This is a genomic window from Streptomyces sp. B15 (assembly GCF_018070605.1).
Classification (GTDB): Bacteria; Actinomycetota; Actinomycetes; order Streptomycetales; family Streptomycetaceae; genus Streptomyces; species Streptomyces smyrnaeus.
The window spans coordinates 40,014-59,168 of the sequence record NZ_JAGPXJ010000045.1; the positions used below are offsets into that span (position 1 = coordinate 40,014).

General features: G+C 69.5%; 13 protein-coding genes and 1 pseudogene. 10 read left to right on the plus strand and 4 right to left on the minus strand.

What is annotated here, in order from left to right; translation table 11 throughout:
* The first annotated feature begins 39 nt into the window (after positions 1 to 39).
* The 3 genes from KBY19_RS20465 (at position 40) to KBY19_RS20475 (ending at position 3,076) form a co-directional block, all read left to right on the plus strand.
* Positions 40 to 1,428, plus strand: a complete 1,389-nt coding sequence (locus KBY19_RS20465) for a hypothetical protein (protein WP_210966366.1) — start codon at positions 40 to 42, stop codon at positions 1,426 to 1,428.
* A 716-nt stretch (positions 1,429 to 2,144) separates the two neighbouring features.
* Positions 2,145 to 2,690, plus strand: a complete 546-nt coding sequence (locus tag KBY19_RS20470; RefSeq protein ID WP_099887086.1) for a winged helix-turn-helix domain-containing protein — start codon at positions 2,145 to 2,147, stop codon at positions 2,688 to 2,690.
* The gene (locus KBY19_RS20475; RefSeq protein WP_307842667.1) at positions 2,687 to 3,076 is read left to right on the plus strand and encodes a hypothetical protein; all 390 of its coding nucleotides are present in this window, start codon (positions 2,687 to 2,689) and stop codon (positions 3,074 to 3,076) included. The genes KBY19_RS20470 and KBY19_RS20475 overlap by 4 nt, the downstream gene beginning before the upstream one ends.
* 280 nt (positions 3,077 to 3,356) lie before the next feature.
* Here KBY19_RS20475 and KBY19_RS36670 read toward each other — a convergent pair whose 3' ends face one another.
* Positions 3,357 to 4,892 carry a DUF2637 domain-containing protein gene (locus KBY19_RS36670; RefSeq protein WP_247691212.1) on the minus strand — a complete coding sequence of 512 codons (1,536 nt, stop codon included), beginning with the start codon at positions 4,890 to 4,892 and terminating at the stop codon, positions 3,357 to 3,359.
* Between the two features lie 739 nt (positions 4,893 to 5,631).
* Between KBY19_RS36670 and KBY19_RS20485 the strand changes: the two genes are divergently transcribed.
* The 7 genes from KBY19_RS20485 (at position 5,632) to KBY19_RS20515 (ending at position 15,606) form a co-directional block, all read left to right on the plus strand.
* Positions 5,632 to 6,894, plus strand: coding sequence for a ParA family protein (locus KBY19_RS20485; RefSeq protein WP_099887088.1), 1,263 nt, complete (start codon positions 5,632 to 5,634; stop codon positions 6,892 to 6,894).
* Positions 6,891 to 7,994, plus strand: a complete 1,104-nt coding sequence (locus KBY19_RS20490; RefSeq protein ID WP_210966367.1) for a ParB/RepB/Spo0J family partition protein — start codon at positions 6,891 to 6,893, stop codon at positions 7,992 to 7,994. Before KBY19_RS20485 ends, KBY19_RS20490 begins: the two co-directional genes overlap by 4 nt.
* A 543-nt stretch (positions 7,995 to 8,537) precedes the next feature.
* Positions 8,538 to 10,832: a DnaB-like helicase C-terminal domain-containing protein gene (locus KBY19_RS37560; protein WP_210966368.1), complete on the plus strand. Its 2,295-nt coding sequence runs from the start codon at positions 8,538 to 8,540 to the stop codon at positions 10,830 to 10,832.
* Positions 10,832 to 11,422 carry a transcriptional regulator gene (locus KBY19_RS20500; protein WP_210966369.1) on the plus strand — a complete coding sequence of 197 codons (591 nt, stop codon included), beginning with the start codon at positions 10,832 to 10,834 and terminating at the stop codon, positions 11,420 to 11,422. The genes KBY19_RS37560 and KBY19_RS20500 overlap by 1 nt, the downstream gene beginning before the upstream one ends.
* Before the next feature lie 34 nt (positions 11,423 to 11,456).
* Positions 11,457 to 14,063, plus strand: a complete 2,607-nt coding sequence (locus KBY19_RS20505) for a DEAD/DEAH box helicase (protein ID WP_210966370.1) — start codon at positions 11,457 to 11,459, stop codon at positions 14,061 to 14,063.
* A gap of 782 nt (positions 14,064 to 14,845) precedes the next feature.
* Positions 14,846 to 15,298: a MarR family transcriptional regulator gene (locus KBY19_RS20510; protein ID WP_099887093.1), complete on the plus strand. Its 453-nt coding sequence runs from the start codon at positions 14,846 to 14,848 to the stop codon at positions 15,296 to 15,298.
* Entirely contained in the window at positions 15,295 to 15,606 is a 312-nt protein-coding gene (locus tag KBY19_RS20515; RefSeq protein ID WP_099887094.1) for a replication initiation protein, RepL2, read from the plus strand. Before KBY19_RS20510 ends, KBY19_RS20515 begins: the two co-directional genes overlap by 4 nt.
* A gap of 551 nt (positions 15,607 to 16,157) precedes the next feature.
* Here the strand turns inward: KBY19_RS20515 and KBY19_RS36685 are convergent.
* The 3 genes and pseudogenes from KBY19_RS36685 to KBY19_RS20525 all read right to left on the minus strand — a co-directional run.
* Positions 16,158 to 16,364, minus strand: a pseudogene (locus tag KBY19_RS36685) (hypothetical protein); the annotation flags it as partial.
* A gap of 1,020 nt (positions 16,365 to 17,384) precedes the next feature.
* Positions 17,385 to 17,831, minus strand: coding sequence for a helix-turn-helix domain-containing protein (locus KBY19_RS20520; protein ID WP_210957097.1), 447 nt, complete (start codon positions 17,829 to 17,831; stop codon positions 17,385 to 17,387).
* Complete coding sequence (locus tag KBY19_RS20525) at positions 17,828 to 18,313, minus strand: hypothetical protein (RefSeq protein ID WP_247691213.1); 486 nt, start codon at positions 18,311 to 18,313, stop codon at positions 17,828 to 17,830. Before KBY19_RS20525 ends, KBY19_RS20520 begins: the two co-directional genes overlap by 4 nt.
* Positions 18,314 to 19,155 lie beyond the last annotated feature (842 nt).

Below are 19,155 nucleotides of genomic sequence, written 5' to 3' on the forward strand. Positions count from 1 at the left end.
GCCGTCCGCGCTGCGATTCAGCACAGAGGAGAACGTGCCATGGCCTCCGCTTCGCCCGCATTCCGGGAAGCAGCCGCAGTTGCGCACGGCACGGCGGACGCCGCCGGGGCAGCGCCCTTCCGCCAGGGGCCGATGGACGCTGACGCCTTCATGCGCATGTGCACGGCCCTCTTCGAGGACAGGCGGCTGAGCTTGTCGGCGAAGGGCCTGTTCGGTCTTGTCTTCACGCACGGAGTCGGCTCCGGTGTCACTGCGGAGCTCATCGCGGAGTCCTTCCCGGACGGTCTCCCGGCGGTCAGGGCCGCTCTTCGGGAGTTGGAGAAGTTCGGCTACCTGGCGTGCGACCAGGTCGGCGAAGTGAGCGGCGCGCAGGGCCCCGTCACGTACGTCGTCACGGAGACGGCCGGATCAGTGCGAGCCGATGCGGGCAGGCCTTCGGCTCTGGGCGAGTCGTCGGCGTTCGGCGCGGCTGTCGAGCGCCGTGAGCCGACTGCGGGCAGCGGGGTGCGGGAACGGTCGGCCGGTGGCAGAGCGGTCGAGGGCTCAAGGGCTGCGAGCTCGGCCTCCGGTGGGTCGTTTCTCGTGAGCAGCCAGGTGCAGGAAGTGCTGCTGGCCTTCCCTGACGAATTCCGGGAGGCGCTGCGAGCCGCAGCAGCCACGGATCGGCCCCGCGCCCTGGTCAACTCCATCGAGCGGGAGCTGCGTACTGCCGGTCCGCACAGGCTGGCCGACCGCGTACGGCGTCGGTGGATCTCCCACGGATACGGGCGGCTGCTGGCCGAGGGCGCGCTCAGGAGGCCAGTGGGGGCAGCGGTGGCCCTGGTCAAGGCAGGGCCGTGTCCGGACCCAGGGTGTGAGGACGGCCGGCTGGAGGGCGGGGCGGCCTGCAGGGCGTGCGCGGAGCGCGAGAAGGACCGGCGGGCCGGACCGGCGCACCGTCAGGGGAGGCCGCAGGAGGCCGTGCCTGCCTCGTGCGGCTCATGCGGCGCCGCACTGGGCGCGGACGGGGAACGGTGTGAGGAGTGCGTACGCCGAGCGAGGGCGGTCGGCGAGGAAGTCGCCGAGCTGATCGACGCGGCCGTCCGGAACTGGGCGGCGGTGCCCGGCACCCCGATGGCGGAGGTACGCGCCAAGGTGGAGCTGGCGGTCGCGCGGGCTCGCACGGACGCCGCTGCGGCGGGTGCCTCCCCGGGCGGCCAGGAGCTGGCCGCGCGCCTGGCCGCACTCGAGGAGGTCCGTCGCGCCCGGACGGCGGGGTGCGAGGCGGGTGCCGAGCAGGCGGGTGCCGAGCAGGCGGGTGCCGAGCAGGTCGGCGCCGAGAAAGCTGCTCGCGGAATTCGAGCTGGTCTGACTGCAAGCCCCGATCGCCGGGGCCACCGGGCCGAGCTTCACCTTCCCTCGCAAGGCCCTCGAAGGCCGGATCAGTGACCAGGATCAGTGCCCAGATGCGGAGCCGACCCGGTGCCCTGTGTGGATGATCCGGGCTGCTCACAGGAGCGGGCTGCGATTGGCAGCAGTGGCTTGTGCGTGCGCTGCCGTGCGGTGCTCACCGGATCAAGGTCCCTGTGCGGACCGGGGAGTGCCCTGCGGGACGTGCGAGGCGGCGGCTCGTACCCCGTTGCCAGTAACTGGCTTGCAGGAGCCTGACGTCCCTTCCAGCCTGCTGGCTTTTCGAGAGCTGAGGACGAGCTCATCGGTTCCGTAGCGATGGGGGAGGGTTTTTTCCGACGCGGCGAAGCCGCCATCACGCGGGGGGCCCACCGGGCTGCAGCCGTACACGGCGACGTTGCGGGCGGTCGCGGCGAAGCCGCCAGCGAGCTCAGGTTCCGTCGAGGTGCACCCGTACTGCTGGCTCAAGGGAGGCCTGGCACCCGCAGGTCGCCAGCGGCGCGCCTCTGTGCTTTTAGAGGAGGCCAGCGTTTCCGCAGGTCAGAGCGTTTCCGAATAGCTCCGATCCGTGTTTCCAATTACGTTTTTGGAAGTTGCAGTTGCCTATACGCAATTGGTGTTCGATCATTGTTCGGCCCCGTGGTTCGGCCTGGTGAGAGGTTGTGACACAACAGGGGCGTGCCTATAGGCAACTTCTGTGTAGAGTCCCCGTATTCGTGTTGCCTATGGGCAACACCGCAGGTGAGAGGAGGGGTATGGGGCAGTGGAGCGCAGTCCGGCGGCTACCTGCGGTCAACCGTGGGACGGGGGAGATCGTGCAGCTCGAGTTGCTGGGTCGCGAATCGTTCCAGCAGGAAGATGCGCGAGACAAGCCGGTACTGCCAGGAGCCCGGTACGACTGGCAGCCCTACCCGGGACGTCATGTGAACGTGGCCAAGACCTTGATGAGGAAGGTCTGGCACAAGGACAGCGGGTACCGCCAGAACGACCGGGACATCTTCGGGTTTTACGTGGCGCACTCGCCCGAGCGCGCCGAGCCCCTGCGCATGACCTTCAAGGAGATCGCTCAGACCCTCGGCATCCGCCCCGATACGGTGGCCCGTTCTGTGGGCAGGCTCCATGCCGGTGGGCTGTTGTTGGAGGCCGAAAAGGTGGGCCGGATGAAGTTCTATCGCATCAATCCGCGGGCTGCCTTCGACGGTTCGGCATCCGAGCAGTCGCGAGCCGTCCGGGACGCCCGCTATCCGGTGGTCCCCGCACCGAAGGCCGCACCGGGGTTGCGGAAGAAGGAGATCATGTGACGTTTCCCGTGACGCGGCGGTCCGAACTGCCCTTCACCCCTGAGCTGATGCACGCGCTCCTTCTGGGCACTGCCGAGGCTCCCGGAGCCGATTTCCGCGTGCTGAGCTACTACGCGACGGCGGTGCCGCTGGGTGAGACAGTACGCAAGACCGCCAAGGAGATCTCACAGGCCGTCCAGCTCAGCCCGCCCAACACTGGCAGGAGCATCCGCCGACTGGTCGAGGGCGGCTGGCTGGAGATCTCCTACCGCATGGGCCGGGTCACCTTCTATCGAGTCGGCCAGCGCGTCATCGATCTGGCGTCCCAGTCGACCGCGAGGGACTCGGCCTGTGCTGTCGCCAGTGTCAGCTATCTGCCGAGCGTGTACAGGCCGGACGAACAGTGAAGCCCGTCGCGCCTTTCGCCACCGGGCCTTCCAGCGTCCTGTGCGAACGCGGTGGGAGCGTCTGACCGGCGTTGCGCCTCCCCGGCCGCACCACACCGCTCCAAGCGGCCGGGGGGGGCTTACTGCGCTGCCAACGCGCTCAGGAGCGGCCTCAGAGGGGCTCCGAGCTCCTGCTCCTGACGCCTCGTCGGGGGACTGAGCCGACCGGGCTGAACCGACCGGACCGGGAACGAAGGCCGTGACAGGTTGTGCGTCCCTCCCGGGCATGTGCGGATGCGGCTCACCGGCCGACGAGCGCGGCGTAACGGCGACGGAAGTCGGGGAGATAGCCCTCCAGGTCCCTTTGTCCCAGTCGGTCGCCTCGCCCGCCCTTGGAGCGGATGGCGTGCTCGGCGCACAACTCTTCCAGCTCGGCGAGAGACGGTTCGATGTCGTCGTTGGCCTCGAGATGCTGCGCCCACACCCGGTAGATGCGCCAGCCCATCCGGTACCGGCGCAGTGTGCTGGGGCTTATCCGCCCGCCGCCTCGGCCTGCCATGCCCCGCACCCACAGGTGATCGGACAGGTCCTGCACGGCAGGCTCGCTCCCCAGCTTGTCGGTGAGTTCGGCCCAGGCCTGGTAGTAGCGGTCGACGACAGTCGGGCTCTCCTCCCCCGCCGACCTCTCCGGTCGCATCGCCCCGGGCACTGCCTGCCGACCACCGCCGGCGGTGTCGTCCGGCTCATACCGCACGACCGTGGGGTCCTCGTGGGTCTGCGCCGCGGCCACCGCCGTGTAGTGACGCTCTTCCCGGCTCCCGCCGGACGCCAGCGCGGGCGTCTCGGGGTTGCCGGGCATGACGGATCCGTCGGGTACTGGTTGCCGATCCGCCGGGAGTTCCTCCGGAGCGGCAACCTGAACTCGCCGAGCAGGCTTCACCTCCTGCCCCGGCGGTTCGACACCCTGGCCGGACGAGCTGCGCTCCTCCCCCGCCGGAAGGCCTCGGCTCGGCGAGTCACCGGATACCGGCGGTCTCGCGGCCACACGGCCCTCGGCCGCCGGCCGGGGCTGCGGGGCGTGGGGGACCGCAGGACGCGGCTTCTGCCGCGAAGAGTGCCCTGACCGGGGCGGCTCGCCAAGCGGTTCGCAAGGAACCGCGCGCAGCTCCGCCGAGGAGACGGTCGTGGCCAGCGGTACTCCGTAGCGGGTGAGTTTGAGGGGCATCAGTGCTTCGACGGGGGCTTTGCGGCGCCAGGAGCGGCCGTAGCGGGCGCGCAGTCTGGTTTCGTAGATGAGGCGGTCCTGTTCCATGCGGATCACCTCGTCGTAGTTGCGCAGTTCCCACAGTTTCATCCGTCGCCACAGCAGGAAGGTCGAGGGGAAGGCCAGCAGCCAGCGGGAGAGGCGTACGCCTTCCATGTGCTTGTCGGCGGTGATGGCGGCCACCCGTCCGGTGGCGTGCCGGGCGGCTTCCACGGTGACGACGAAGAGCACCGGGATCACCGCGTGCATGCCGACTCCGAGGGGGTCGGGCCAGGCGGCGGCGCCGTTGAAGGCGATCGTGGCGGCCGTCAGCAGCCAGGCGGTCTGGCGCAGCAGCGGGAAGGGGATGCGGATCCAGGTCAGCAGCAGGTCCAGGGCGAGCAGGACGACGATCCCCGCGTCCACGCCGATGGGGAAGAAGGGGGCGAACGCCCCGAACCCCTTCCGTTCCGCCAGATCACGGACCGCCGCATAGGAACCCGCGAAACCGATCGCCGCGATCACCATGGCACCCGCGACCACCACGACGACCAGGATTCGCTGCAGTCTCTCCGCGCCCCCCGTGCCCCGCATCCTGATGCCCCCTGACCGTTCCTGGGGGCAGTCTCCCACCGGCCAACCGACCGCCTGGGACTGCCCGGTGGATCTTCCCATGGACGTTCGGCCGGTCCTGGCCGGATGCGGAGCGCGCCGAGCGCGCCGAGCGCGCTTCGGCCGGAAGGCCGGCTGCTCGTCATGGCTGTCCTCCATGACGCCGCCCCCAAGTCGGCCACACGGTGACCGCGTACCTTCTGGCCGCCTTCGCGCGAGCGGTGGCCGACGACGGGAGAGGGGCAGGTGGCCGGACGCCCCGGCAGCCTCCGCTCGGGCGATGCGCGATGCGCGATTCACGACGCGCGGTTCACAACGCGCCCGCGAGACCGGGATCGCCGGGTCACCGGCGTCTTTCCTGCTCTCAGCCGACTCCTTTGCCTGCCGCCTGCCGCCTGCCGCCTGCCGCCTGCTGTCTGCTGTCTGAAGCTCTGGCGGCTCAGCGGGCTTTACCGCGGTAAAGCCCGCTGCCTTGTCCCGGACAGCCGTGCGGGCGAGGGTGAGAGCCTGCGGTGCCTACGAGCGCCGGGCCAGGATGGTGCGGCTCGAGTTGGGCGCGACGGCACTCGCCTTCGGTCTCCGCATCGGCCGAAGCGAACCGCTCCCCCGGCAGCTCCACATGTGCTTCAAGGCCGATGCCGCCCGGCTGGGCCACTTCAGCAGCCGTATTTCTAACGTGTCACTGCTTTCGCCGACCTCATACGTTAGTAAGGTACCTCTCATGAGTTCTCCAGCCTCCGGCGACCGCGAGAAGGTCGTCTCCAAACTGCCGGGATGGCTCCGGCAGGACCTCAAAGTCAGAGCGGCCCAGCATGGAGTTGAGATCCAGACCGCCGTCGAGCAGGGCATCGACGCCTGGGTCGCGCTGGCGGCCACCCCGAGCACGGTCGACACCGTCGGCGCCGACTCCTTCTCCACCTTCCTCCCGGCAGGACAGTGGGACCGCTTCCGTCAGGCAGCGGCAGACCGCAAGGTCTCTCTCATTCAGGGACTGGCCCAGTCCGTCCGGTTGTGGCTCGAGAAGAACCCCGCACCGACGGTGCCGCCTGCGAAATACCCGCGCCGCCGCATCGTGTGCAATCAGAAGGGCGGTGTGGGCAAGACAGCCGTCGCTGCCGGCATGGGGGAAGCCCTGGCTGAGGATGCCGGGGCGCTGCACCCGGTGCGCATCTCCCGGCACTTCGCGGCACAGTTGGAAGCCAGAGCACAGCTGGAGGCCAACGGGCAGGACGATCCCCTGGAGGTCGAGGACCTCCCCGGTCTGGGCCGCCGCACCCTGCTGGTCGACTTCGACCCCCAGCGGCATCTGACCAAGCAACTGGGCAAGGAAGAGATCCCGATGGACTCTTCCGTCGACAGCCTCAGCAAGCACATGACCGGCGAGGCCAAGGGCGATATCCGCGACCTGATCGTGCCGATCGATGACGACCGCTACGGCGGCCGCCTGGACCTGCTGCCCGGCTGCCAGGACGGCTTCCTGCTCGATGTCGCCCTCTCCAAGGTGCGCTTCCGGGAAGCCGCGCTCGAACGTGCTCTGGCTCCGCTCGAGGCCTCGTACGACGAGATCATCATCGACTGCCCACCGAGCCTCGGCCTCAGCATGGACACCGCCATCTACTACGGACGCCGCCGAGAAGAAGAGCCCGCCGGCAGTTCCGGCCCACTCATCGTGGTGCAGGCCGAGGACAGCAGCGCCGACGCCTACGACCTCCTCGTCACCCAGATCGAAGACCTCCGCAACGACATGGGCGTGGAAATCGACTACCTCGGGATCGTCGTGAACCTCTACGACCCGCGCCGCGGCTTCATCGCCACCTCCTCCCTGGAGGCCTGGATAGAGATCAAGGACCCGAAGGTCGTCGCCGTCATCGGGGACCTGACAGACCAGCGCAAAGCCGTGCGCCTCAAGCAGCCGCTGCTGTCGTTCGCCCCTCGCGGCGAACAGGCCACCACGATGCGCGCGCTGGCAAGGGAGATCTCATGAGCCGCGTAGCCGACCAGTTGGGCACCGGCACGTCATTCAGCCGGACCCGGGGCGGCGTCAGTGCCCGCCGCCAGGCCGTCGCGGCCACCACCGGCGCTCCCACAGCCGGAGCCCCGGACAGCCGCTTGCGGACGCTCCCGCTCACGCAGCTTGTGCCCACCCGGTTCAACCCGCGCCGCAACTTCGGCTCGGAAGAAGACCTGCACGAGTTCGGGCTCCGCCTGAAGGCCAAGCAGTTGCAGCCCGCGGTCGCTGTCACCCGCGAGGCATACCTGAAGTTGTGGCCCGGCGAAGCGGAAGCAGTCGGCGACGCGGCGTACGTCATCGCCAACGGCGAGCGGCGCTACCGGGCCAGTCTGGCCACAGATCTGCCCGCCATCGAAGTCATCGTCGATGACGAGGTCGCCCGCTCCCGCGGCGACTTCCTGAACGCGATCCTCTCCGAGAACAACGACCGTGAGGACCTCGACCCGATCGAGCGGGCGCTGGGCATCCAGACGATGGTCGACGAGCTCGGCGGCAAGACCAAGGTGGCGGAGTACTACGGGAAGTCGGCGGGCTGGGTCACCCAGCAGATGTACCTGCTGGATCTGACACCTGAGCTGCAGGAGCTGGTGAGCTCCGGGGAGCTGCCGGTCCGTGAGACTCGCGCCTTGGTGAAGCTTCCGGCACACGAGCAGCTGGCGGCCTGGGAAGCACGGTCCGCCAAGCGCGACGAGAAGAAGGCCCAGCCGCGGCCCCGCCGCGGGAAGCGCGAGAAGGAAGACACCAGCACAGCCGGCGGCGACGCCCGGGAGGCGAAGAGCTTTACCGCGGTAAAGGGCGAGCCGGACGGCGGCCGGCCGGACGACGACGGGCCGGCTGCCGGCTCCGTGGGCTTTACCGCGGTAAAGCCCGGCCGAGCGCCTCAGGATTCCGAAGTGGCGCTGCCCGACCAGCGCCCCGGCACGGCGAAGGTCCGGGATGAAGTCCCGTGGGACGAGCCGGGCGCTCTGTGCGATCTGTTGGTGCGCAGGATGACGCGCTCGAACCGGGTAGCACTGACCAAGCTGCTGATCAACGCGAACACGGCGGAAACAGAAGCCGGCGAGGCCGAGTAACGGCCGGGACGTCACAAGCTCCGCCCCCCGGCACCCGGGGGGCCGAGCATCGTCTGACGGGCGCGTCCGGAACGTACGAAGACCCGCACCCCTGCCCGTCACGGCGGGGAGTGCGGGCCTTGGTCGTGCTGTCGGTGCTGTCGTGCGTGTCGGGCTGCCCGGGCCGTGGATCTCGCACCATGGCCCGGGCTCGGTATCCACACGATGCCGTCCGGGCCGACCCGGCGGCCGCGGGCAGAGAACAGGCGGAGAACCGGTCGTCACCTTCCCCGACGGCAGGTCGCGCCCCGAGCCCGGCCGAGGCGTGCAGTCGCCTCCCAGGAAGGGACCGGAGCGGGCTGGATGTATCGCCGCACGCCTCCGGATGCCCACAGCGACATCGGCGCCAAGGGCCTGTTCCGTGGCAGGGCCCCCGGCCTGAGACTCTCTCCCCCCCAAGCCGGTCCGCCGGTGTCCGTCCCCAACGAGACGAGGGCCGTATCAAACAGGTATCTGCAATGTTTCTTCTTGCTAGGGTGGGTCTCCGGTTGAAGGAGGCCGTGGATGGATGTGACGCTCTCGCAGGCCCGTGAGAAGTGGAGCGAGGTGGCCGAGCGCCTCCAGTACGGCGAGGAGATCGTGCTGGTCAACTCCAAGAGCAGGCAGGCCGCCGTGCTGCGCCGCCTGGAAGGCCCCGAACCGTCCGGGCCGGTGTGGTCGAGCACGAAGGCCCGGCAGGAGCTGGGCGCCCTGGTGGCCGCCGCTCAGCAAGAGCCTCAGATCCTGACCGTTGGCGGACATCCCACTGCCGCTGTCTTCCAGCACACCGTCCCCCGCCCCGAGAAGCCGCAGCCCGAGACCACCGCAGGAGTGATGGAGCTCGGTGACGTCCTGGACGGGCTGCTGGAGTCCGCGCCGCGGACTGAGGGTCTGTCGACGGGTGTGGCGGCGCTGGACCGCATCTGCGGAGGCTTGGTGCGGGGGAGTGTCACGCTGGTGGCCGCCCCGCCGAACGCGGGCGGAAGCCTGCTGCCGTTGCAGGCCGCGCGTGCAGCCGCGTTCGACGCGGCCGTGCCGACGCCGGTGCTCTACGCCCCTTCCGGGGTGCCGCTGCAGGTGGCTGCCCGGCGCCTGGTCTCCGCCGAAGCCCCCGTGCCCTACGCCCAATTCGCCGCCGGCACCCTCACCCCCGAGCAGCGGCAGGCTGTCGTCGGCGCCGAGGGGCGGCTGCGGGCCGCACCCTTGTCGTTCACCCGCCCCGAACCGACCGCACAGGCGATCGCCGAGGAAGCTGCCCGGATCGAGGGGCTGGGCCTGGTGGTGGTCGACCGTCTCCAGCACGCCCGCGCCGACCACGCCCCCCTCTCCGGCCGCGCTCTGCCGACCGCGGTGCGCACTCTGGCCCGGCTGGCTGCCGAACAACACGTCGCCGTGATGGCGCTGGTGGACAGCGACGACGCGCAGTTGGTGGACCAACTGGGCGCCGACCGCGTCTTCCACCTCACCCGTCCTCAAGACGGCGGCACCGCCCGCATCACCGTCTCGGCCCGCGATCTGGGCACACTCGCAGCCGTCGAGGTACCGCTCGACATGACGCACCTGCGCCTCCTCGACCCGCCGTCCCCCGCCCCGACGACCGTCCCGTCCCCCGCCCCGGCGTCCGCCGCACCGCCCGCCTCGGCGACCGAGGGGCCGAGGACGGCCGACCACGCTGTGCCGCCACCGGCCCGTCGTCCCGCCCGGCCCGCCCCGCAGCCGACGGCCACCGCGCCCCGGGACGGGGCCGCCGCTGGGCCCGCGGTGGTGCGCAGGAGCAGCGGGACGGTGGCCGAACTGGTCGAGCGCATCGAGAGCAGGGTCCGAGCAGCGCTCGCCGAAGCCCAGGGAGAGGTGGCCGAGGCGGTGGCACAGCTGCAAAAGACCGCCATCCCGGACGTGATGGACCTGCTGGAGCAGAGCCGAGCAGGCGGACGGTACGACTTCCGCAACTACCCGGATCTCCCGGACATTCTACGTAAACGAGGCCGCCAGGAGGCGGACGACATCTGGGAGGCCCGGCCCCGCTGGACCGCACCCCCGCAAGTCCTCGACCCGCTCGCCGACCAGCAAGCGCCGGTCACCGCGTTGGACATCAACGGCGCCTACCTCAGTGCGTTGAAGGCCCATCTGCCCATCGGGCAACTGGAACACCACCTCGGCCCCGACGAGGGCGGACCCGCCCACGACCCCAAACGCTCCGGCGTCCACCTGGTCACCCCGCCCGCCTGGGACCACCCCGACCTGCCCAATCCGATCGGCGACCGCGAAGAGCCCGGCCGCATCTGGATCACCGAGTCCACCCTTCGTCTCCTGCTGCGCCTGTCCGGTCCGAAGACCGGCCTGTGCGAGCGGCCGCTGATCCACGAGTCGTGGACCTCGGGCTCGACCGAGCAGCTGCTGGAGTCCCTGCGCCGCGCCCTGGTGGAGGCCCGCACCCGTGCCCTGGCCAACGACGACGCAGCAGGGGAGACCGCCTACGAGTACATCAAAGCCATGTACTCCAAGCTGGTCTCCACGATGGGCGAGTCCAACTACAACCGGGATCTCTACCGGCAGGACTGGATGCACATCATCCGCAGCCAGGCCTTCGCCAACCTGTGGCGCAAGGCCTGGCAGGCCCAGCAGGCCGGACTGACCATCGTGCGGATGATGGGCACCGACGAACTCCACCTCGCCGGCGACTGGCGCACCGCCCGCGCGGCCGGAAAGGAGGCGGCACTGTTCCCCGAAGGGCGCGAAGTCACCGAGGTCAAACCCAAGCAGACCTACCGGCTTGAGAAGGTGGCCGAGGGCAGCTACCGCGAGCGGGAGGCCGAGTAATGCCGGAGCGCACCCTCAACTTCGGCCTCTACGGCGCCCGGGGGCAAAAGAGCGCCCAGCTCGCCGCCGACGTCCTCGACCGCCTGGCCCTCGAAGGCGGCATCCGCTCGCCGGTCACCACCCGGCGAGGGCTGAACGCGCGACTGAACTACCTCACCAACTCACCCGCCGGATACCAGGCGATGCGGGACGCCGGGATCTCGGTGACACGCGGCACGCTGCGCCGCTGGCTCCAGCACAAGCAGACCCCCTCCCCCGACAACCTGGCCCGCGTCGACGCCGCCTACCGCGCCTACCGGCGCCGCAACGTCGCCCGCCACCTGCTGCAGCGTCTCAACGCCCGCGGCGGTACCCGGGTGGAGATCCAGCCCCTCGACCAGAGCGCTGTCGCCGACCCCCGCAGACGGGTCATCACCATCGACCAGGCTGGGTTCCGGCGGCTGCGGATCCGCCGCTGGGACCGGATCGTGGACGCCTGGGCGGCCGGGGACGACGAAGCGCTGTCCGACGCGTGGGACGACCAGCTCACCGACCTCGGCTCGCAGTGGGGCCAGTACGAGTACGCCACCTCCGTCGGCTTCTCCGCCTAGCCGGCGACCAACCTCAAGGAGACAGGCCCGGACCATGGACAAGCGGGACACGGGCGCTCCGACGGCGCTGAGGGCCCGGCAGAAGGAGGCCGTCGACGCGGCGGTCTTCGCGCTTGAGCCCCCGCTCGGCGGCATCCCCGCAGACGGTCTGCGCACGCAGGTGATCGCCGCCCCCGGATCGGGCAAGACGCTGATCGCCTACGAGACCGCCCGCCGCCTGGAGCCCCGCGGCCGCGTCCTGGTGCTGGTGCCGACGCTGAATCTGCTGACGCAGACGGCCGCCAAGTGGCGCCAGTACGGCCTGCGCGGCCCGGCAGTGGCGGTCTGCTCCCTGGACCGCGACCCCGAGATCCGCGCCTACCTCGCCGACGAACTCGGGGTCCGGTGTACGACCAACCCGATCCGGCTGGCCATGTGGGCCGGCACCGGGCCCGTGACCATCTTCGCCACCTACGCCTCCCTGGTCGGCAACCCGGGCCGTCCCACCAGTGAGAGCGACGACGAGGACGACGACGAGGACGAGGGAGAGGCCGTCGAGGAGCGTGCGGTGGCCGGCGTGCTGGAGCGGGCGCTGGCCGGGGCGTTCGGGCAGAAACTCGACGGCTTCGGCCTGGCCGTCGTGGACGAGGCCCACCGCACCGCCGGCCTGGCCACGAAGCCGTGGGCGCTCATCCACGACAACGCCCGCATCCCCGCCGACCGTCGCCTGTACATGACCGCCACGCCCCGTATCTACGAAGGGGACGCCACCGGCGGCGAGGTGCTGGTGGCCTCGATGGACGACGAAACCGTCTTCGGCAAGCCCGCGTTCACCTACCCGCTGGGCCAGGCCATCGAGGAAGGCGTGCTGGCCTCCTTCGAGATCGACGTACTGGAGATCCGCGACCCCGCACCACCCGGCACCGACGCGAGCCTGGAAAAGCGACGCGGGATGCGGCTGGGCGCCATCCGCGCCGCCACCCTCGCCCACATGGAGACCGCCGGCGTCGTCAGCCTGCTGTCCTTCCACGCCCGCACCCAGGAAGCCCTCTCCTTCGCCCGCGGCCTCCCGGACGCCACCGACGAGTTGCGCGCCACAGGCCGGTTCCCGGGCGAGGCGTGGGGGGAGTGGCTGTGCGGCCTCCACCCCGCCTCCCACCAGCGCGCCGTCCTCGGCCAGTTCGCCGACGGCGTGGACGCCGAAGGCCGCAAGACCGAGTTCCGCATCCTGTCCACCTGCCGCCTGCTGGGCGAGGGCACGGACATCACCGGACGGTGCGGCCTGGACGGCGTCCTGTTCGCAGACATGCGCAGCTCGCCCGTCGACATCGTCCAGGCCGTCGGCCGCGCCCTGCGCCAGGCACCACACCAGGGCAAGGTGGCCCGCCTGGTCGTGCCCGTCCTCCTCGGCCCCGAGGACGAGGGCCGGGACATGGCAGCAACCGCCGCCTTCGAACCCCTGGTGACCGTCCTGCGCGCCCTGCGCGCATTCGACCCGCGCGTCGTCGAACACCTTGCCCTACGTCCAGCAGGCCGCCACGGCACGCCGGAGGACGTCCTGGCCGCCGACCCGGCCGGAGACCCCCGGCAAGCCGGCACACCCCCCACCGGGGACGGCGAGCCGGCCGACACCGACGAGGACCGTGCCAAGAAGATGCCCGACGGCAGCGAGGTGGTCGAGCCGGCGCTGCTGCGCTTCTCCCGCCGCGGTCACGACGTACAGGAGATCGCCCGGCTGGTGCGCACCCGCGTCCTGCGCCCGGAGTCGACCGCATGGCTGACCGGCCTGGAGGCCGTCCGGGCCTACGCGGCCGAGCACGGACACGCCAACATCCCCTACACCGCGACGGTCGCCCTCGGCGACCACCACATCGACTACCCGGTCGGCCAGTGGGCCGCCGAGCAGCGCCGCGCCTGGCGTGCGGGCGACCTGGCCGACTGGCGCACCGAACTGCTGGCCGAGACCGGGTTCGTCTTCGACCCCCGCGACCAGAACTTCACCGAGTTCCTGGATGTGTGCGCCCTCTACTTCGCCGAGCACCACACCCTCGCGGCACCCCGCGATGCGGTGCTGGCGGGTGTCCGGATCGGGGAGCGGCTCCACCAGGTCCGCAAGCCGGGCGGCCTGGGCAAAAAACCCGAACGCGCCCGCTCCCGGCGTGAGCGGCTCGAAGCCATCGACCCCGACTGGAACCCGGACTGGACCCTGTCCTGGCAACGGCACTACGCGAAAGCCCGCTGGCTCATCTCCCAGGGCGCCACCCTCCCCGAGCTCCAGCCCGGCGTCAGCCTGGGCGGCGACGACATCGGCACCTGGCTGGCCGAGCAGCCCGCCGCCTGGCACCGCCTCACCGAAGGCCAGCAGCAGCGTCTCGCAGCGCTGGGCATCCAGCCCGCCCCCACCACGGCGCCCACCGCCCCGGCGGTGCCCGCGGGGGCATCCCGCTGGGAAATCAACCTCGCCGCCGCCCGCCAGTACAAGGACCGCGAAGGACACCTACGCGTCCCACGAGCCCATATCGAAACCATCACCGACACCGCCGGACACCAACACCACATCCGACTGGGCGTCTTCCGCAGCAACACCCGCAGCCACCACAAGAACCAGCAGCTCGCCCCCGACCAGGCCCGCGAAGCACACGAAGTCGGCCTGCTCAACTGACCACGGATGCGACAGGCACGAGGCGGCTGGAACTCCATGCTGACGGCCCTTTAGGCAAGCTGCAGCCACCCGTTTCTCCCGTCTCGGGCCAGACGTCTCCTGCCGCCCGGCCGGTGGGCGGGGCACGCGAGGGGGCGGGGGCTCCTCAGCCCTGGCGGGCTTGCGGGGCCCCGCCGGAACCCGTGAGCGCCGTCGGCGGCAGCGGCTGTGCTCGGGGTGGGAAACAGACAGCTGGGCTCAGGCCGGGGAGTGGTTGCGGGGACACACGCGCGCCTGCGTGGTCGGGCGCGGATTTCGCTGTGGCGTGCTGTCTGTGGTCGGGGTCGATGGGCGGGCCGTGAGGACGTAGTTCCGGTAGCGACGGCGACTGCGGGAGCCGTCGGTGACCTGTCGGTTGGCAAGCAGTCACAACAGGTAGGAGAGGACGCCGCCTCTGCAGCCGGCTGACCGGCAACTTTCCCGCATCAGGGCTGGCTGGCGGATCTGTGAAGCGGTTCGGTGAGCCGCGGAGGGCGTCTGAGCAACCGTGGTGCCGCGTTCTCAGGACCTTGGTGACGGTCTGAGGGATCTGAGTACCCGGCTCACAGGAACGCTGTAGATGAACGTGAAGTTCATCAGGAAAGCGGCGGAGGAGCCGGGGCGTCACCAGATGTGAATGCGCGACAAGTTGAATGACACGTCCTGGAGACCGGCCAGATTGACTCCTCGTTCATGTACGTTACGTTCATCAGGTCGGCCTGCGAGCCGCCCTTCATGCACGTGCCGACAAACGGAGGCCCCCCGTGGGAGCAGTACGCAGGCTGGTCGACGCCGACACAGGCGAGACCATCCCCTATGCGCCGTACGCGTTCTCCGGCAAGCACACCCAGGTGGACAAGGCACGCGTCGAGGCGATCACCGAGAGCAAAGCGTTCACGCCGAGCCAGAAGTTCCTCGTCCTCTGGTGGATCGGCGTCTCACCCGAAGGACTGGAACCCCTGCGGGCCACCGGCGCCGACATCGCCCGGCGGGTAGGCATGTCCACCGACGCCGTCGGGAAGATCAACAGGAAGCTCGCCCGGCACCGTATCCTCATCGTGCGAGGCCGGATCGGGAACTACAACTTCTACCGGATCAGCCCCTACATCTCGTTCCACGGCACCGGCGCGGAACAACGCGAAGCGGTCAAGACGTGCAACCCGCCCGACATCCCCGGCTTCGACGCCAAGACCCCGGCCAGGTGGGAGGCCCAGTGAACAACGAGGACAAGCACAAGACCCTGCGCCTCCTGCAACAGACCGCAGGCATGACCGCCAACCAGCGACTCGTCGTCCTCCTCTACGCCGTCCACCCCACCGACAGGGCCGGCACCGTGGTCGAAACCGCCGCCGAGCTCGCCAAGCTCGTCGGCCTGTCACCCACGGTCTTCTCCCGCACCCGGCGCCAGGTCATCGAAGCCGGCTGGCTCGAGGAATCCGAGCGACTCGCGCACATCAGGTACTACCGCCTCAAGCCGGAAGCGCTGGGAGACAACGTCGTCGTGGAGATGCGACGCGCCACCTGAGCGACCCCCCGGACGTCCCTCATGAACGTCACGTTCATGAGGAACGCTCCACAGGACGCCCTCATGGCCCTCAACGCACACCCAACACCGCGACGAGCCACAGCTCACAGTGCTCGACCTCTCAGAGGCCAGTGACGAAGGCACAGTCAGCGACCCGGTACATGAGCGCGATCCTCCCCGTCTCATCGCCGACGAGCCCCCAACAGGCCATCATGGCGGACCCGGCCGACGAGGGGCACACGCGGACAACCGCAACGTACGGTCCGGGCCACAAGACGACCCGCAAGCCATGTGCCCGAAGGGGGCGGAGCAGGGCCTATACAGGCTCCGAAAAAACACCGGGGCGATTCCAACCCCTTCGAGCATCGAAATCTCACACCGCGCCACGGCAGAAATCCAAGACTGCTGCAAAAGCTCCCGCACAGCTTTATGCCTGCCCACACCCCGACCACCCCGACGCCCTTCCGTGACCGCCGCCGACGTCGCGCTCCCACTGGAGGCCGCCCGGTTCCTGGCACGCCGGAACTCCCACCACAAGGCCCTGCCGACGACTAGGTTCTGCCTCTTTGCCAACGCCGGATCCAGATGAGGATGCCCGCGAGGCGGAATGCAGCCTGGCAGGCGATCGCAAACTCGTCGGTTCGTACGGCCAGGCCACGCCACCGCTGCTTGTACACCTCACTGCCGAAGCTGGGCGGACGGCCACCGAGCCGACCTCGGCGCAGGCAGTGTCCGACCTGGTCGGACGGCTGACGAAGACCAGGAACGCCAGACCCCTTTCGAGCGCCACTGTGCGGTGATGGAGCCCGAACGGATCGTGCTGCACGCAGCCCCGGCTCCGCCGCCGCAACTGGTGGCGGCAGCAGGCGTCACCGACGCCGGACTCGACCTCCTGGCCGCCCTGGACGAGCCCGACCGGGCTCCTCCAACTCCCGGAGCAGACCACGAGGGAGGGGCACCTACACCCGGACGAAATCCTCGACGACGCGCTCACCACCGCCCTGGCTCTGGCACCTGCCTCACCCTGCGGGCAAGACCCCAGCGACACGGCCGAGCACTGCCTGCCCGCAGCCCAGGCCCTCGCCCGGGCCGTGCCCCTGACCAGCATCGACACCGAGCCCCCGCCTGACATCTGCGACCGGCGTGACATGTGAGCCGGAGCCCGCAAGCACCTTCGGCCGCCGCTGTATCTCCATGCCTGTCTGGGCTTCCGATGCGGGCAGGGTCTGGTGCTATGGGGTGGACCGAAACACCCGGTCTGTGTGCGGGGCACAGGATGGAAGCAGCAGGCCACAACTGGCCCTGACACGGCACCAGAGGAGCCCCGACGAAGAAGGCAGCAGCACGCGCGATGACTGTCGCGTCGATCGCCGCCAGAGGTCCCACAGTCAGCACAGGCACCGCCATGGCCGGAGACGGCCATGGCGCACCCGGAGGCGCAGATGTGGGACCCATGGGCGACGGCAGTGGTTCGCCCTCCGGCGGGATCGCGCCGCCAGGAGAAGGCGAAGTCTCCCGGCGGCACGTTCGCACCACTGGATCGGGAAGGTGCCGACAAGTAGGCGAGCGCCTCGCTCTGCCGCTACGGAACTACGCGGTGCGGTCCTGTCGGGTCAAGTGACGCGTCGCCCGAAGAGGCGTTGGCGGACACAGGCGCTCCTGCCGCCGAAAGCGCTTGTCGGTGAGCTAGGCAGCAGTTGCAGTCTCAAGGGCCGCGAGACGTTGGCCAGTTCCGAAGGCAGCAGCTGACGTGCGCCGCAGCAACTGATCGTCGTCAGTCAGGAGACCGCTTTGAGGGCCTGCCGGCGCTTCTCATCGTCCTTGCGGCGGCGCTTCTCGGCAAGCTGGTCCTGGTAGGCCGCAACCGCCTGCCGGTACCGCTCGGCGAACCCGGGAGAGTTGAGCCGGGCGCTCTTGGGCATCGCCTTGACTGCCGCGATCGCGTCCTCGGGGGAGAGGTAGGCCGCCAGCATCGGGTTGAGCTGGTAGATGCCCGGCTTGTGCTTGGTCACCAGCTGCGCCAGGTCCAGGTCTCGCAGCGCGGAGTTCACTGCCGCCCGGCTGAGCCCCAGCATCTGCGCGAGCGTGACCTGATCGATCTCGATCCGGCCGCCCGGCTCGCTGTGGGCACGCATCTTCAGCAGCACCCGATAGGCCGCCGGCAGCAGGTCCAGATCCGCGACGACCCCCTCCGCATTGACGGCAGCGAAATGCAGACCGCTCACTGTCCGGCCTCCTTCTCCTTCTGCTGTGCCCGCTCCAGGCGGCGGCGGGCCCGTTCCTTGGCCCTTTGCTGACGCAGCTCCTCGATGGCTTCCCGCATCTTCTCCAGTGAGGGGAAGCGCACCAGACCGGGCAGGGTCTCGTCCTGGCGGATCTTCTTGATGGTTTCGTGCTGCTCGATCTGACGATACTCGGGCTCGATGCCCTCGGTCCCCGGGATGAACTCGGCAACCCGGTACGCATAGGGCGGATTGAACTGGTACACCCCGCGCTTCACCCGGAAGACGATGCCGTGGGACATGATCTCCCCGAGCGATTCCGTGACCTTGGTACGGGACACGTCCAGGACCGTCGCCATCTCACCCTGCGTCAGCGGGATCCGACCGCCGGCCTTCTGGCAGGCGATCATCAGCAGGATCAGTCGCAGCGGCAGAGCCTCCCGGAAGAACTGACAGATGACCAGGAAGAACTCCAGGCTGTCCATCGAGAACGCGTTGGGCTGGTCCGGAGGCCCGTAAAACTCCAGCGGCTTCCGCTCACTGCCCAGGGTCAGCTTCCGCCGCGGGTACTGACGAGCGATGTCATCAAGGTCCCGTGGAACCGGCCGTACAGGCCTGTCCCACGCATCAGCTGGATCATTCAGCGGCAACCGCGGCTGCGGCGTCCCCCTGACGCTCGGACGGCGGCGCTGCGGCTCGGACGACACGAGACTGCTCCCACGTACTGGATCTTCGGGCAGGCCGCAGTATGTCACGTCTGCTTGACACACATGTCACTCCGACACGACACAGCAAACGAGTTGTGTCCCCTGCAGGGGACACAACTCCGTACCGAGCATTCAGAGCAGCGTCCGGGCCAGCCGCATCGCCCGGACGCAACCCCATCACCTACAGGCAATCTGGCTGCGGCGTGCTCATACACCTTCTTCCGATGTCGTCTCAGCTTTACATCGTCCCGCGACCTGTGTCGCCTCTGCTTTACATGCAGGCATCGATATGCACCCTCAGCCGAGACACATCCCTCGCCATATGTCCCGGCTGAAGGGACACAACGCGCACTTTCCACCTCTCTGACCTGCATTTTCTTAAGCTGGCTATATATCAGTGGCTGAGATCAGCCCCCACCTTCCCCGTTACACACCGACGAGCTCACCGACCGGAGGTCCGCGTCAGCAATCGCCGGCGGCTAACTGACATGTGTGGGCGTTCCGCGCCGGCGGGTCTATTGCAGCGGTCACGACGACCGACACCCCTACGCCCGCCCTGGTCACGTCTACCGCGAAATGGTCGGCGGACCGCTCGACGTCACCGGATGCGGTGACGAAGA

What these genes read in the sequence shown, in the direction of transcription:
- KBY19_RS20465 (WP_210966366.1), top strand. Translation starts at nt 40, where the DNA reads ATGGCCTCCGCTTCGCCCGCATTCCGGGAAGCAGCCGCAGTTGCGCAC.
- KBY19_RS20470 (WP_099887086.1), top strand. Translation starts at nt 2,145, where the DNA reads ATGGGGCAGTGGAGCGCAGTCCGGCGGCTACCTGCGGTCAACCGTGGG.
- KBY19_RS36670 (WP_247691212.1), bottom strand. Translation starts at nt 4,892, where the DNA reads ATGCGGGGCACGGGGGGCGCGGAGAGACTGCAGCGAATCCTGGTCGTC.
- KBY19_RS20485 (WP_099887088.1), top strand. Translation starts at nt 5,632, where the DNA reads ATGAGTTCTCCAGCCTCCGGCGACCGCGAGAAGGTCGTCTCCAAACTG.
- KBY19_RS20490 (WP_210966367.1), top strand. Translation starts at nt 6,891, where the DNA reads ATGAGCCGCGTAGCCGACCAGTTGGGCACCGGCACGTCATTCAGCCGG.
- KBY19_RS37560 (WP_210966368.1), top strand. Translation starts at nt 8,538, where the DNA reads ATGGATGTGACGCTCTCGCAGGCCCGTGAGAAGTGGAGCGAGGTGGCC.
- KBY19_RS20500 (WP_210966369.1), top strand. Translation starts at nt 10,832, where the DNA reads ATGCCGGAGCGCACCCTCAACTTCGGCCTCTACGGCGCCCGGGGGCAA.
- KBY19_RS20505 (WP_210966370.1), top strand. Translation starts at nt 11,457, where the DNA reads ATGGACAAGCGGGACACGGGCGCTCCGACGGCGCTGAGGGCCCGGCAG.
- KBY19_RS20525 (WP_247691213.1), bottom strand. Translation starts at nt 18,313, where the DNA reads ATGGACAGCCTGGAGTTCTTCCTGGTCATCTGTCAGTTCTTCCGGGAG.